The 14,463-nt window shown below is 68.7% G+C and carries 14 protein-coding genes; 9 read left to right on the forward strand and 5 right to left on the reverse strand.

Translation table 11 applies throughout. The features are described from left to right. The first annotated feature begins 97 nt into the window (after positions 1-97). From NDI86_RS02020 to NDI86_RS02035, 4 genes are all read left to right on the forward strand, one after another. Entirely contained in the window at positions 98-1,675 is a 1,578-nt protein-coding gene (locus NDI86_RS02020; RefSeq protein WP_310898723.1) for a bacterio-opsin activator domain-containing protein, read from the forward strand. Positions 1,676-1,920: 245 nt separating this feature from the next. After that, a complete protein-coding gene (locus NDI86_RS02025) occupies positions 1,921-2,892 on the forward strand; it encodes a phytoene/squalene synthase family protein (protein WP_310898724.1) in 972 nt (323 codons plus the stop codon). 13 nt (positions 2,893-2,905) lie between these two features. Beyond that, complete coding sequence (locus tag NDI86_RS02030) at positions 2,906-3,682, forward strand: lycopene cyclase domain-containing protein (RefSeq protein WP_310898725.1); 777 nt, start codon at positions 2,906-2,908, stop codon at positions 3,680-3,682. Positions 3,683-3,684: 2 nt separating this feature from the next. Continuing rightward, positions 3,685-4,716 (forward strand): Brp/Blh family beta-carotene 15,15'-dioxygenase, encoded by a 1,032-nt coding sequence (locus tag NDI86_RS02035; protein ID WP_310898726.1) that lies wholly within the window; start codon positions 3,685-3,687, stop codon positions 4,714-4,716. 462 nt (positions 4,717-5,178) lie between these two features. Here NDI86_RS02035 and NDI86_RS02040 read toward each other — a convergent pair whose 3' ends face one another. Continuing rightward, the gene (locus NDI86_RS02040; protein WP_310898727.1) at positions 5,179-5,769 is read right to left on the reverse strand and encodes a 50S ribosomal protein L15e; all 591 of its coding nucleotides are present in this window, start codon (positions 5,767-5,769) and stop codon (positions 5,179-5,181) included. A 232-nt stretch (positions 5,770-6,001) separates the two neighbouring features. On the opposite strand from NDI86_RS02040, the gene NDI86_RS02045 reads away from it, so the two are divergent. Both NDI86_RS02045 and NDI86_RS02050 read left to right on the forward strand, forming a co-directional pair. Then, a complete protein-coding gene (locus tag NDI86_RS02045; protein WP_310898728.1) occupies positions 6,002-6,961 on the forward strand; it encodes a C-terminal binding protein in 960 nt (319 codons plus the stop codon). 126 nt (positions 6,962-7,087) lie between these two features. Then, a complete protein-coding gene (locus NDI86_RS02050) occupies positions 7,088-7,945 on the forward strand; it encodes a DUF7537 family lipoprotein (protein WP_310898729.1) in 858 nt (285 codons plus the stop codon). A gap of 9 nt (positions 7,946-7,954) precedes the next feature. On the opposite strand, the gene NDI86_RS02055 is transcribed toward NDI86_RS02050, so the two are convergent. Beyond that, entirely contained in the window at positions 7,955-8,293 is a 339-nt protein-coding gene (locus NDI86_RS02055; protein ID WP_310898730.1) for a hypothetical protein, read from the reverse strand. A 93-nt stretch (positions 8,294-8,386) separates the two neighbouring features. Here NDI86_RS02055 and NDI86_RS02060 point away from each other — a divergent pair, with 93 nt between their 5' ends. The 3 genes from NDI86_RS02060 (at position 8,387) to NDI86_RS02070 (ending at position 11,286) form a co-directional block, all read left to right on the forward strand. Next, the gene (locus tag NDI86_RS02060) at positions 8,387-9,172 is read left to right on the forward strand and encodes a helix-turn-helix domain-containing protein (RefSeq protein WP_310898731.1); all 786 of its coding nucleotides are present in this window, start codon (positions 8,387-8,389) and stop codon (positions 9,170-9,172) included. 100 nt (positions 9,173-9,272) lie between these two features. Continuing rightward, a complete protein-coding gene (locus NDI86_RS02065; protein ID WP_310898732.1) occupies positions 9,273-10,271 on the forward strand; it encodes a transcription initiation factor IIB in 999 nt (332 codons plus the stop codon). Between the two features lie 100 nt (positions 10,272-10,371). Beyond that, complete coding sequence (locus NDI86_RS02070) at positions 10,372-11,286, forward strand: NAD-dependent epimerase/dehydratase family protein (RefSeq protein ID WP_310898733.1); 915 nt, start codon at positions 10,372-10,374, stop codon at positions 11,284-11,286. Here NDI86_RS02070 and NDI86_RS02075 read toward each other — a convergent pair. The 3 genes from NDI86_RS02075 to NDI86_RS02085 form a co-directional block, all read right to left on the reverse strand. Next, entirely contained in the window at positions 11,283-11,717 is a 435-nt protein-coding gene (locus tag NDI86_RS02075; RefSeq protein WP_310898734.1) for a cupredoxin domain-containing protein, read from the reverse strand. The two genes, NDI86_RS02070 and NDI86_RS02075, sit on opposite strands and share 4 nt — an antisense overlap. Before the next feature lie 206 nt (positions 11,718-11,923). After that, positions 11,924-12,832, reverse strand: coding sequence for a serine/threonine-protein kinase RIO2 (locus NDI86_RS02080; RefSeq protein ID WP_310898735.1), 909 nt, complete (start codon positions 12,830-12,832; stop codon positions 11,924-11,926). A 267-nt stretch (positions 12,833-13,099) separates the two neighbouring features. Further along, positions 13,100-14,365 carry a putative manganese transporter gene (locus NDI86_RS02085; RefSeq protein ID WP_310898736.1) on the reverse strand — a complete coding sequence of 422 codons (1,266 nt, stop codon included), beginning with the start codon at positions 14,363-14,365 and terminating at the stop codon, positions 13,100-13,102. Positions 14,366-14,463: the final 98 nt, after the last annotated feature.

Here is a 14,463-nt window from a genome sequence, read left to right on the forward strand (position 1 = left end):
TTCCCGCCGACTCGACCACTCCCCGGGGGCGGCCATACGTTTATGAAACTGCCATGACTACTCTTCCTATCGGCTGTCACACGGCGCCGGTTCGACCATGCAACCACCTCAGACGCTCGTCCACTCGACGCTCGACACGCTTCCCATCAACATCGCCGTCCTCGACGACGAGGGGACGATTCTGTTCACGAACCGCGCCTGGCGCGAGTTCGCGAGCGCCGACGAGGGCGAGATGCGCGGGGTGAACTACTTCGGGACGACGGACGTCGACGCCGACGAGTACGCCGGGCAGGCCGTCGAGGGAATCGAGGCCGTCATCGCCGGCGAACGCGACCTCTTCACGCTCGAGTACCCCTGTCACTCGCCGGACGAGAAGCAGTGGTTCCTGATGCGCGTCGCGCCGCTCCCGCCGGAGGAAGACGGCAGCGCCGTCGTGGCCCACATCGACATTACACAACGGAAATTGGCCGAGCTGGCCGCCGAGCGACGGAGCGAGCAGCTCAAGGCCGAGCGCTCGAACCTCCAGCACCTCGTCGACCGCGTCGAGGGGCTCATCACCGCGGTGATGGACGACGTGATGGGCGCGGACTCGCGGGCCGCGATTCAACAGACCGTCGTCGACCGACTGGCGACCGTCGACTCCTATCGGTTCGCCTGGGTCGGCGAGTTCGACCTGCGGGACGAGACGATTCGGCCGGCGGCGCTGTCGGACGACCGCGAGGCTGACCTGGCCGTCTCACTGGACGCCGACGACCCCGTCGCCCTGGCCGCTCGGACCGAGGAGATACAGTTCACGGACGACGTCGGCGAGACCCACGCCACGCTGGCCGGCGCCGACGTCGCGAGCCTCGCGGCGGTGCCGCTGGTCGCCGGGGAGTCGCTGTACGGCGTCCTCACCGTCTACGCCGACGTCGCGGACGTGTTCGACCCCCGCGAGCGGGCCGTCCTGGGCGCGGTGGGCCAGGCCGTCGCCACCGCCATCGACGCCACAGAGACCAGCCGCCTGCTGACCGCGGACAACGTCACCGAACTCGAACTCCAGATACGGGACGACGACATCTTCTTCGTCTCGCTGGCCCGCGAACTGGGCTGTCGGTTGGAGTACGGCGGCAGCGTCGCCGGCGACGAGGAGACGGTGATGTTCTTCCTCGTCGAGAGCGACGACCCCTCGACGGTGTGTGCCGTGGCCGGCGACCACCCCCACGTCACCGCCGCCACCCACGTCTCGACCGCCGAGTCGACGGCGCTGTTCGAGTTCACCGTCACCGAGCCGCCGGTCGTCTCGCTGCTGGCCGACCGCGGGGCCGAGACGCGTGAAATCGTCGTCACGCCCGAGCACGCCCGCTTTACCGTCACGCTCCCGTCGACGACGGAGACCCGCAGCATCGTCGAGCAGGTCCGGGACCACTACCCGAGCACCGACCTCCTCTCGGTCCGCGAGCGCGACGAGCCGCCGGTCTCGCGGCAGGCGTTCCTCGGGACGCTCGAAGAGCGTCTGACGAACCGACAGCTCACGGCGCTCCGGAAGGGGTATCTCGGGGGCTTTTTCGACTGGCCGCGGGACGTCTCCGGCGAGGAACTGGCCGAGTCGATGGGTATCTGTCCCTCTACCTTCCACCAGCACCTCCGGGCCGGCGAGCGCAAGCTGCTCGAAGCGATTTTCGAGACGTGGTAGGGCCGTCTTCGAACGCCGAGGAGCCGCCGTCAGGCCCCTATCCGACCCAGTTTGGCAGGTAATTTAAACCCGTCCTGTGCTTATACCGACCATACGATGTCCCAATTGGGTCTCACGAGCCGGCCGGCGTCGTCGTGCCTCCGAGCCACGCGTCGGGGCTCGTACCCCCGCTCCCTGCACGCTCCCCGGCGGCGTGACCGTCACAGCGCGTCGAAAACCACTACGCAGACCACCCTGTCGCCATAATGCAATCTGACAACATCCGAACCAGCAAGTCGATTCAACAGCAGACCGGTCGGACCTTCCACCTCGCGACCCGCCTCCTGCCCGAGCGGATTCGACACCCGACGTACGTGATGTACGCCTTCTTCCGGGTCGCCGACGAGGTCGTCGACCAGCCCGACGGCCCCCCGCCGAACGTCAAACACGAACGGCTGGAGGAGATTCGCGAGGCCGCCCTCGGGAACCGCGACCCGGCGGAACTGCCCGACGGCGAAGTGCTCGCGGCGTTCCAGCAGCTCCGTGAGGCCCACGACATCCAGGACGAGGAGGTGAACGTCTTCGTCGACGCGATGGAGATGGACATCGCCCAGGCCCGCTACGAGACGTTCGAGGACTTGCGGGAGTACATGCGGGGCTCCGCCGTCGCCGTCGGCAACATGATGACGATGGTGATGGACCCGCCCCAGGCCGACACCGCCCTCCCCCACGCCCAGGCGCTGGCCGAGGCGTTCCAGCTATCGAACTTCCTCCGTGACGTCCGCGAGGACATCCACGACTACGGCCGGGTGTATCTCCCGCAGGAGACCCTGGAGCGCCACGGCGTCACCGAGGAGCAACTCGCCAGGGCCGAGGTCGACGAGGGCTTTCGCGCGGTGATGCAGGAGGAACTCGCCCGGACGGAGGACCTCTACCGCGAGGGCGTCGCCGGTATCCGCTATCTCCCCGATGACTGCCAGTTTGCCGTCTTACTGTCGGCCGTGCTGTACGCCGAACACCACCGACTCATCCGCTCGCGGGGCTACGACGTGCTGACTGAGACGCCGGACCTGACCCGGCGGCGTCGGCTCTGGCTGCTCGCCCGGACGTGGTGGCACTGGCGGCGCAACGGCGACCCGGAGGCGACCTTCTACGCCGTCAGCGCCGTCTCCGAGCGCGCCCCCGGTGCCGCGCCGACCGGACGGACCAGCCACGGCCAGCCGACGTGGCGGGGCTGAGAGAGACCCGGCGATGACTGCCGGCGTCGGCTACCTCGTCTTTCACGCCGTGGCTGTCCTCCCTGTCCTCACCGTCCTGGCAGTCCTCGCTCGCTACCGCCTGGGGTCCCGGCGCGACGTGCTCACGGGGACGCTCCTACTCGCCGGGCTGGCGCTGGTCTACACGACACCCTGGGACAACTACCTCATCAGCCGCGGCGTCTGGTGGTACGGCGAGGGCGCCGTCCTCGTTCGACTCGGGGCCGCGCCGCTTGGCGAGTATCTCTTCTTCGTCCTCCAGCCACTGGGGGTCGCGCTGTGGGCCGCCCGCTTTCCGGTCGAGACGGCGCGGCCGCTGTCGATTCCGCTGCCAGAACGGGCGCTGGGACTGGGCGGCGCCGGCGTGGTCGCCGCGGCGGGGCTCGCGCTGCTCGGGTCGGACAGCGGCCTGTATCTGGGTTCGCTCCTGGTCTGGAGCGCCCCCATCCTGGCCATCCAGTGGGCCTTCGGCTGGCCGTTCCTGGCCGCCGAGTGGCGCGTCGTCCTGGCGGGGACGCTCGTGCCGACGCTGTATCTCTGGGTCGTCGACCGCATCGCCATCGGCGTCGGGCTCTGGACCATCTCCGCGCGCTACACCACCGGCGCCGTCGTCCCGCTGCTGGGACTCCCAATCGAGGAGGCCGCCTTCTTCCTGCTGACCTCGCTGTTCGTCGTTCAGGGACTCGTGCTGTACGTCTGGGTCGTCGAACGCTGGGCGGCGGCCGACCGGCCGGCGACGGCGCGGCTGGGCGCGGTGTTTCGGAGGCAGTGAGCATGGGTGTCCCGGCGCCACAGACGGCCGCTCGCGAGACGCTCCGGCCGGTCGCGTTCGCCCCCGGGTGGGCCGCGCTGGCCGTCGCCGTCGTGCCCTTCGCGGTCGGACTCCGACTCCCGCCGGGCCTCCAGTACGCGCCGCTGGCCGCGAGCGTCCTGTTGCTGGGGCTGCCCCACGGCGCCGTCGACCACCTCGCCGTGGCCCGGACTCGCGGCCGGCGACCGGACCGGCGGGCCATCGCGCGTGTCGTCGCCCTCTACGCCGCCGTCGGCGGGGCGTACGCCGTCGGCTGGTTCCTCGCGCCCGCCGCCGCGTTCGCCCTCTTTATCGTCGTCACGTGGTTCCACTGGGGGCAGGGGGACCTCTACGCGCTCGTTGCGCTGGCCGACGCCGAACACCTCCGCTCTCGCGCCCAGCGGGTGGGCACCGTCGTCGTCCGCGGCGGACTGCCGATGCTCGTCCCGCTGCTCGCGTTCCCGGCGTGGTACCGGCGGGTCGCGACGACCCTCGTGGGTCGGTTCGCTCCCGACGCCGTGGCTGCGCTCTCGCCCGCCTTCCGCCCGGACGTCCGCCTCGGTCTGGGGCTGGCCTACGGCGCCGTCGTCGTCGCGACGCTCGCGCTGGGATACGTCCGGGCCGACGACCGCGGGTCGTGGCGGCTCGACGCCGCCGAGACGCTCGGACTCGTCGCGTACTTCGCGCTCGTCCCGCCCGTGCTCGCCATCGGCCTCTACTTCTGTCTGTGGCACTCGCTGCGCCACATCGCTCGCCTCCTGCTCGTCGACGACGGGGCGACGGCGGCGCTGGGCGGCGGGGCCGTGACCGCGGCCTTCGCCCGCTTCGCTCGCGACGCGTTTCCCCTGACGCTCGTCTCGCTCGGTCTGCTGGGCGGCCTCGCGTTCGCAGTCCCGAACCCGCCCGAGACCGTCCCCGAGTGGGTGGGGCTGTATCTGGTGTTCATCGCCGTCGTCACGCTCCCCCACGTCGTGGTGGTGACGCTCATGGACGAGGTGCAAGGCATCTGGGCGTAGCCGACAGGGCGCACAGGGGCAAGGCATCTGGGCGTAGCCGACAGGGCGCACAGGGGCAAGGCATCTGGGCGTAGCCGACAGGGCGCACGAGGACAGGAGCTCAGGGCGTAGCCGACGCGTGACGACGCGGTCGGACTGTGGCGTTACTGAGACGATACGTCTTGATTTCGTTCGTGTGAATCAGCTAACGAGCGTCGCCGTCTCCAGATACCGGTTGCAGATGTCGCAGAAGGCGCTGTCGTCTGCTTCGAGAATCGGGTTGTTCGCACATTCAGGACACGTCATATCGGTCGCACGGTTTTCTTTGGTCACAAATGTAGTTCAGAACCTGCGTATATTAAATCTCTCATATGTCTGTCATATTTGTTCATGTCACTCACGGGTGCGCTATATAGCCACACGAAACCGCGAGAAGTCGGCGAGTCCGCTCCGCCCGAGGCGTCAGTCGTTCGACGCCTCGTCTTACTTGCCTTTGCCCTGGTTCGAGCGGATGGACGGGCGGGTCTTCTCCGTGCCCTTGCCCTTCTTGCTCAGCCCGCGGTTCCGGCGGCCGGCGCCGGTCAGGCCCCGGAAGACGCGGTCGGCCTGGTCCGGTTCACAGATCCAGTTGAGGTCGTCGTCGTTCTGGATGGCCGGGTGTTCGGGGTCCACGAGGATAACCTCGTGCCACTTCTGTCGGCCGTCCTGGCCGACGGAGTAGCTGTTCAGCACCCGGAGGTTCGGGTAGACCCGCGCGGCGCGCTCCTCGGCGACGCGCTGGAGGTTCTTCCGGCGGGTGATGCGGGTGACGCCCTGGCGCTTCGAGCGCCGACCGGCCGTGTGGCGCTGCTTGCGCGCGCTCCCCTTGCGGACGGAGACGCGGGCGACGACGACGCCCTGTTTCGCCTTGTAGCCCTGCGAGCGGGCCTTGTCGAGGCGGGTCGGGCGCTCGATGCGCTCGACGGCGCCCTCGGTGCGCCACTCCTGCTGGCGCTGCCACTGCAGTTCCGCCAGTTTCCCCTCTTTGGGGGTCTGCCATGCGTCTCGGATGTACGAGTATGCACTTCGTGCCATTGTGTTTCACCACGGGCGTTGCGTGGTTCAAGTCCCGTCCGGGGACTCACATCCCGACCTGCACACGCAGGTGCCCGCTGGCGCCCGTCGTCCAGCGAGTTGTCGACAGTTCCGTACTCGCGGCCTTAAACGGTTCGAAGCCGCTCGACCGTGTGAGGGCGGCCCATACGCCGTTCCCGGCCCTCGGGAACGCGGTCGGTCCATTATATCCACTGGTCCCTACTACCCAGATATGGACCGCGTCGTCGCCAGCGATGACCCGATGATAGACGCCGACCTGCTCCGCGACCGCCTCGACGCCGACGTCGTCGTCGCCGACGGGGCGAAGACGCTGCTGGACGCCGCCGAGGGGAGCGCGGACGCCGTCGTCGTCGACGTGAACACCCCCGTCGGCCCCGCGGTGTTCGACGCGCTCGAGGACCTGCGCGTCGTCGCCCGGGCCGGCGTCGGCATCGAGAACGTCGACGTGGCCGCGGCCGCCGACCACGGCGTCGCCGTCACCAACGCCCCCGACTACTGCACCCGCGAGGTGGCGACCCACACCGTCACGCTCCTGCTCGACTGCGTCCGCGGCGTCGCCGCCTACGACCGCGACACTCGGGCGGGCGAGTGGGGCTGGGAGCGCGGGCGGGAACTGCACCGCCTGCGCGGGACCACGCTCGGCCTGGTCTCTTTCGGCCCAATCGCCCGCCGTGTCCGCGAGCAACTCCGGGGCTTCGAGGTCGACGTGGTGGCCTACGACCCCTACGTCGACGCCGACGCGATGGCCGACGCCGGGGTGGAGAAGGTCGGCCTCGACGAACTGTACGCGCGGGCCGACCACGTCTCCCTGCACGCGCCGGTGACCGAGGACACCCGCGGGATGGTCGACGCCGACGCGCTCGACGCGATGGGCGAGGGGACCGTCCTCGTCAACACCGGCCGCGGCGCGCTCGTCGACGAGGCCGCGCTGGCCGCGGCGCTCCGCGAGGGCGCCATCGCCGCCGCGGGCCTCGACGTGCTCCGGGAAGAGCCCCCGGACGCCGACCATCCGCTGCTGGAACTCGACAACTGTGTCGTCACACCCCACGCGGCGTGGTACTCCGCGGAGGCCCGCGCGGACCTCAACGGCACCGTCGCCGAGAACGTCCGGGCGGCCCTGGCGGGGGAGCGGCCGCCGGACGCTATCGACCCGGAGACTGACTGGCTGTAACGAGACGTATCAGAGTACCTATCGCTCTCCTCGCATCGAGATTTAGATGGTCGTAGCGTTCGTCTACGTATTTATCTCTCGTATCAAAGATACTAGTTTATATCCTCTGCCGGTGTGTTTGTGGTGATGACGTATCCACGATTAGCCACACTACTCGTCGTGTTGACGGTCGTCCTCGCCGGCTGTTTCGGCGGCGGCGTCACCGACGACGGCGGGGACACGGCCCCGGACAGCGACGACTCGACAGCGACGCCGACCGCCGGCGAACCGACCGCGGCCGACGCGGAGTCGGGCGGGACGGGCGGAGCGATGACGGGGACGGACGGCCTCTCGCTGTCCGACGCCGACACGCGCCTCCGCGACGCGGGGAGTTTCACCACCGAGTGGTCCTACACGCTGACCACGGCCGACGGCACGACCAGTACCTTCAGCGACCGCTACGAGGTCGACCTCGAGACGAACCGGTCGCTCGAACGCTACTCGTCGGTGAGCGGTTCCGAGACCGGACTGGACTACCAGATATTCATCGCCGACGGCGTGAGCTACACCCGCTACGGCGGCAGCGACGGCGAGGCCTACTACACGAGCACCGACCAGGCCCCGAGCGTCTTCGAGTCCGCGACCGGCCGCGCGTCGTCGTTCTACACCTACCTCGAGGAGGACGCGCAGTTCGCCGGCCGAGAGACCTTCGACGGCGTCTCCGTCTCCCGCTACGAGTACACCGACCGCGAGGCCTGGCAGACCTACAACCAGGGCGTCGCGGCCGGCACCTTCGACACGGACGAGGAGGTGACCATCACGGAGTTCGAAATCGCCACGCTCGTCGACGACGACGGCGTCGCCCGCCTGACGACGTGGACGCTCGCCGGCGAGACCGAGAGCGGACAGGCCGTCTCGGCCGAGTGGCGCTACTCGCTGACCGGCGTCGGCTCGACCGCCGTCGAGGACCCCGGCTGGCTCGACGAGGCGCGGGCCCAGACCTGAGCGGGCGGTTCACCACCGCGCGCTGCCCAGCGGCTCGCGGTCCCGGACCGTGGTCAGGACGTCGGCCGCGAGATTTCTGAGGTAGGCGCCGACGCCGGCGCCGCATTCGCCGTTGGCTCTCGCCTGGCGGTAGTCACAACACAGCGCGACGGGCAACACCGGCGCGACGAAGACGGAGACGGCGGCGGTTCCGAGCGAGAGCGGCCCGGCGAGGGGCAACAGCCAGGCGGTCCCGACCACCAGCCACAGGAGGGCGCCCTGGACCACCGTGGGCCGCCAGTTGTGCCCCGGCCGGGCGACGGCCGGGGACGCCGACGCGGTGTCTTCGTCCGTCTGCGGACACGACATACCCGAACCACGACCGCCAGCGGCATCACCAACCGTTCGGCATGCGCCGAAATTCGGGCTGGGTTATAAATCCCCCGCCCGCGTACCACGGCTGTGCGCGAGTTCATCTTCACTATCGACTACGACCGGAACGTAGACCCCCTGATGGACGTGTTCATCGACCATCCGGAGGCCCACTCTCGCTCTATCGCCTGCAACGTGACCGAGGACGGGATGTGGCGGCTCGAACGGGTCGCCGGTCCGGCGTCGGCGCTGGAACGACTGGACACCGTCTTCGACAGCCCGGTCCAGTGTACCGAGTGTATCGGGACCCGGGACTGCGCGACCGAGTGGCACTACGAGGTCATCGCGAGCGAGGCGGGCCGACGAACGGTGTACAGCTACCGCTCCGAGGCCGGTGACTGCCACTCCATCCCCCGGCTCGCCATCGAACACGTCGGCGAGGGACTGCTCTGTGAGACCGAACGCCGCGGGAGCCGCTGTGAGTGGCGGCTCCTGCTCTGTTCGGACGACGGCGTCGACGAACTCTTCTCGGCCCTGGAATCCGAGCTTCGCCCCGGTCTCACCGTCGAGTTCCGCCAGCTCGGCGAGCCGGCCTACTGGGCCGACGAGGCCGTCACCCTCGCGGAGCTCCCCCCGGAACAGCAGGCCGCCGTCGAGGCCGCCGTCGACTACGGCTACTACCGCACGCCGCGGGACGTCTCGCTGACCGACCTCGCCGACCGGCTCGACGTCTCGCGGTCGACGCTGCAGTACCGCCTCCAGCGCGCCGAGGCCTGGATAGTCCGCTCGTTCGTCACTCGCTCGATGGGCCCCGTCGAGGCCGACGAGGCCGTCGCCGAGGGGAGCCGGCTCCGGGTCGGCCGCTCGGGCGTGTGAGTCGCTGTCACGGCAGTTCGGCATATGCCAACCGAGCCCTGATACCCGTCGACCTCTTCTAGATAGACAAGCGAGCCACGGTTTCCTCGCACCCCCCATTATGACTACACTCAGCACCTACGACGCCCACGAACGCGCTGACGACGAGGAAGAAGCGGTCGCTGACGACCACCGCTGTCCGGACTGTGGCGGTTCCCTCACGAGCGACGCGTCCCGCGGTGAGACGGTCTGTGGGGACTGCGGGCTCGTCGTCGAGGAAGACGAGATAGACCACGGGCCCGAGTGGCGCGCGTTCGACTCGGCCGAGCGCGACCAGAAGTCCCGCGTCGGCGCGCCGACGACCAAGATGATGCACGACGAGGGGCTCTCGACCAACATCGGCTGGCAGAACAAGGACGCCAACGGCAACCAGCTGTCGGCGAGCCAGCGCGAGAAGATGCAGCGGCTGCGCACCTGGAACGAGCGCTTTCGCACCCGCGACCACAGCGAGCGCAACCTCAAGCAGGCGCTGGGCGAAATCGACCGGATGGGTTCCGCGCTGGGCGTCCCCGAGAGCGCCCGCGAGACCGCGAGCGTCGTCTACCGACGGGCGCTGGACGAGGGGCTGTTGCCGGGCCGCTCCATCGAGGGCATCGCCACGGCGTCCCTCTATGCCGCCATCCGGCAGGCGAACCTCCCCCAGACCATCGACGACATGGTACTCGTGAGCCGCGTCGACGAGCAGGAGTTCACGCGTGCCTACCGGTACATCAACCGCGAACTGGCGCTGGAAATCGGCCCGCCGGACCCGGCCGACTACCTCACCAAGTTCGCCTCCGCCGTCGACGCCAGCGACGAACTGATGCGGCGGGCCCGCGAGCTACTGGAGACGGGCAAGGCCGAGAACGTTCACAGCGGCAAGAGCCCCGTCGGCCTGGCCGCCGCGGCCATCTACGCCGCCGGCCTGCTGGTCAACGAGGAACTCACCCAGGAGACGGTCAGCGAGGCCACCGACGTGAGCACGGTCACCATCCGGGACCGCTACCGCGAACTGCTCGAAGCCGAGTCCGCCCGCGACACCGCGGCGGCCCCGACTGGCGGCTCGAACGCCAGCGCCTGAACGGGTCGCCGGCGACTGCCGTTCGGCGGCCGAATCGCTCACGCTACTTAATTGTTGGACCGCCCCGACCTATTTGGTCCCGTGTCGCCCACTCCCGGGTATGACGGCTACTGTGAGCGACAAGACGGTCCTCGTCACCGGCGGCGCCGGCTTCGTCGGCAGCCACATCGCGGACGCCCACCTCCCCGACAACGACGTCCGGATTCTGGACAACTTCTCCAGCGGCAAGCGCGAGAACGTCCCCGAGGACGCGACGCTGATAGAAGGGGATATCCGCGACGACGCGGCCCTGTCCGAAGCGATGGACGGCGTCGACGTCGTCTTCCACCAGGCGGCCATCGTCAGCGTCGCCCGGTCGGTCGAGGAACCGACGACGAGCAACGCGGTCAACGCCACCGGCACGCTGGCCGTCCTGGAGGCGGCCCGACGCCAGGACGCCCGCGTCGTCTTCGCCTCCAGCGCCGCCATCTACGGCGCGCCCGACGCCCTGCCCGTCACGGAGGCCGAGCCGAAGGACCCCTCCTCGCCCTACGGCCTGGAGAAACTGGCGAGCGACCACTACTGCCGGCTCTACGCCGACCTCTACGACCTCCCGACGGTCGCCTTGCGCTACTTCAACATCTACGGGCCCCGTCAGTCCGGCGGCGACTACGCCGGCGTCATCAAGGCCTTCAGCGAACAGGCCGCCGACGGCGGCCCGCTGACCGTCCACGGCGACGGTGAGCAGACCCGCGACTTCGTCAACGTCGCCGACGTGGTGCAGGCCAACCTGCGCGCCGCCACCACCGACGCCACCGGCGAGGCGTTCAACGTCGGCACCGGCTCGCGCACCTCGGTCCGGGAGCTCGCCGAGATAATCAGAGACGAGGTCGACCCCTCCGCCGAGATAACCCACGTCGACGCCCGCGAGGGAGATATCCGCCACTCGGCCGCCGACATCTCGAAGGCCCGCGAGCGGCTGGGCTTCGAACCCACAATCGGCCTCGCCGACGGCCTGCACGACTACCTGAACTAGCTCTCGACGACGATGGTCCCTTTCATCCCCGACTCGTGGGGGATACAGAAGTAAGGGAACTCCCCCGCCGTCTCGAAGGTGTGTTCGTAGGTCTCGTCGGCGCCGACGGCCCCCTCCGTCGGGTAGTTGTCCCTGGCGGCCGACTCGCTGTCGAAGCCGCCAGAGGCGAAGTACGTCGCCCCGTCGGGCAACTCGTCCTCGTAGGCGGTGACGCTGTGGGGGACCGAGCCCGTGTTCTCCCACGTGACGGTGTCGCCGACGCTCACGGTGAGTTCCGACGGTTCGAACGCGAGGTCGTCGGTCATCTCGACCAGCGTGTCGTTTTCCGTCCCACTCCCGGCGGGCGTATCCGCCGACGAGGAGCCACCACAGCCGGCGAGTCCCGCTGCCAGTGTCACGCCACTCACCCGCAGTATGGTCCGTCTGTCCATACCAGCGGTTCGGTTCCGACCGGTTTACTTTCCACGGTTTCGCCCGGCAGCGGTCCCGGTGCCGGGCCTCTCCGTCGGCGTTCGCTGTGGGGTTCCTCGCCCGGCGGAATTTGATATAGCGTTATATAGTTTATTAGTGCGGCTGCAGGCGACCGGGCTGCGGTGCTAACGACGACTCTGCTGCCTGAAAACGGGTCCGAGCGGCCTCAGACGCTGTATTCGGCGACGCTCTCGAAGCTGCCATCGGTCAGCGCCGTCGCCAGGGCGTCGGTGTCGACCGCCTCGACGTGGGCGGGATATTTCCGCCGGAAGTAGTTCACGATGTTCTCGACGTCACGCGCCAGCAGTTCCTCCGCGTTCTCGTGGTCGGTCGGTATCGCCTGGGGCCAGTCGAAGACGACGACCCCCTGGGTCGTCACGAAGACGTTGTACTCGCTCATGTCGGCGTGGACGAAGCCTTCGTCGTAGGCGGTCTGCATCTCGTCGAGGACGAGGTCCAGCACGGGGACGACCTGCTCGGGTTCGAGTCCGGTCCGGGAGAGCTCGACGCCGTCGACTTTCTCCATGACGATGGCGTGGCGGTTCGTGTCGATGGGCTGGGGGACCGAGACGTCGGGATACAGCGTCTCCAGGGCCTCGTACTCCCGCTCGGCGGCTTTGCGGGCGGTGTAGAGCCAGGAGACGTGGTCGCGGTCGGCCGTGTACTCGCGCTCGCGCATCACCTCGCGGAAGTTGGTGTACCCCTCGCGGTGGTACTTCAGCGCCAGCGGTTTGTACGACTGGACCTCGTAGACGTCGCTCTCCTTGCCGACGCCGAGTGGGGCGCCAAAGCCCTCCAGCGTGTCCCGCTCGACGAAGGTGTGCAGCGCCAGCGCGTCGTACCCCTCGAAGGTGAGCTTGAACCCCTCGTACTGGATGGTCTTGCGCTCGACCAGCCCGCGGTCCTCACACCGGTCCAGGCGGTAGTCGACGTTCTCCTCGCTCAACCGGGAGAAGTCGGTGAGCTTCCCGCGGTCGACGTACTCCGAGAAGCGCATCCCCTGTTCGACCCCCGACAGGAGGTGGAAATCCTCCGGCTCCAGCTCTCCCATCACGGGAGCCACGTTCTGGACCATTAGCGGCGCCTAATCGCCCGACTCGTAAAAGTTCGACGCGTCGGCGCGCTCGCCGCCGTAAACCAGAGAGCGCTATACAGAATATCGGCGTCGCCGGGTCGCCGCCCGCCGCCGGGCCGTGCCGATACCAGTCGCAAAACCCGCTTCACGCGGTCTGCAACGGTGTAATCGCCGACCTGAAGGCGACAGTCACCACCGACGCGGGCACTGTCGTGGCCCAAGACGAAGCGTCGCGTGAGTGGGCCGACGAGAGCGCCGGTGCTCGTCTCAGAGCACGCCGAAGCCGAACTGCGCGTACGGCCAAAGGTAGTGTACCGCGACGCCGACAGCGATGCCCGGCACCGTGGTATAGATGGTCGCGACGATGGCCGCCTTCAGGTCGATGGCCATCAGTGGGAACAGGGCGTCACCGTCCTGGCTAACGGCGTTCGCGACGAGCGCCGAGAACGGGATGGCCTCCTCGACGGCGTACAGTTGCGCGAAGACGATGTGGGCCGCACAGCCGGGAATCAGCCCGATGAGGGCTCCGGCGACGGGGGCGAGCACGCCCGCCCCGGCCCCGAGCCCCTGGATGTCCAGCCCGCTCAGCAGCAGGCCGTACTCGTAGAGAAGGTAGCCGGCGATGACCCAGACCGTGACCATCGCCGTCTCCATGGCGGCGTGCTGGAAAGTCGCATAGAGACTCCTGAAGGAGTCCTTTACCCGACCGGTCTCTCCCTCGCCGATGTAGTGTTTCCCGACGAAGTAGAGATAAAAGGAGAGCGTCGTCCCCACGAGGCCGGCGACCGTGAACAGCCCGTCGTAGGTGAGTGTGACCTCCCAGATGGGCTCTTTGGCCCCCTGTGCGAGGTACATGACGCCGGCGACCAGCGCCCCCGCGAGGACGACCCACCAGAGGACGTGGGCGGCGTGGCTGACCCGCTTCATGAGGGTAGACTGGGGCAGGTAGCTCGGCAACCCGTTTCCGTGGTCGTGATAGTCGGGCCCGTCGTAGCCGGGGACGCTCGGGCCGCCGTCAGCGACACTCGTGGTGGCGAACCCGCCGTCGGTCATCGGCCGGCCGATGCGGTCGACGGCCGCGTCGACCCGTCCCACACCGAGTCCCCAGAGGTCGATTGCGTAGCCAAAGAGGATGGCGGCGACGAAGGCGAGGCCGTAGGCGTAGACGGCCGCCTCGGGGGCGAGCGCGAGGATGATGAAAGCGGAGTCACCGGCGGTCGCCGCGAGCGCGGCGACGACGGTGCCGAAGCTGACCGTCCCGCGGATGTACAGCGGCATCGCGATAATCGCCCCACCACAGCCCGGCGTGATGCCGAGCAGGGCGCCGACGAGCGGCTGGGTGCGTTCGTTCGCTTCGAGCAGTTCGGTGAGTCTGCCGTCGAACCGGTACTGGACCAGGCTAAAGAGGAGAATCGTCGCCCCGACGAAACAGGAGACCTGCACGAACCCCTCGCGCCAGGAGCCGATGAGTACGTTGAGAAGTTCCCGTACCGCGGGGTCGAACGCCCCCGCGGGGAGCTGTAGCGCCGTCATCTGCCCGTCTCCGCGCTCCCGCTGTCGCGGGCGTCACGGCCGCTCGCGCTGCCACGCCGGAGCCGATGTCGAGCGTCTACCGGACGAAGAGATATGTC

The organism is Haloarcula onubensis, assembly GCF_031624605.1.
Lineage (GTDB): Archaea > Halobacteriota > Halobacteria > Halobacteriales > Haloarculaceae > Haloarcula > Haloarcula onubensis.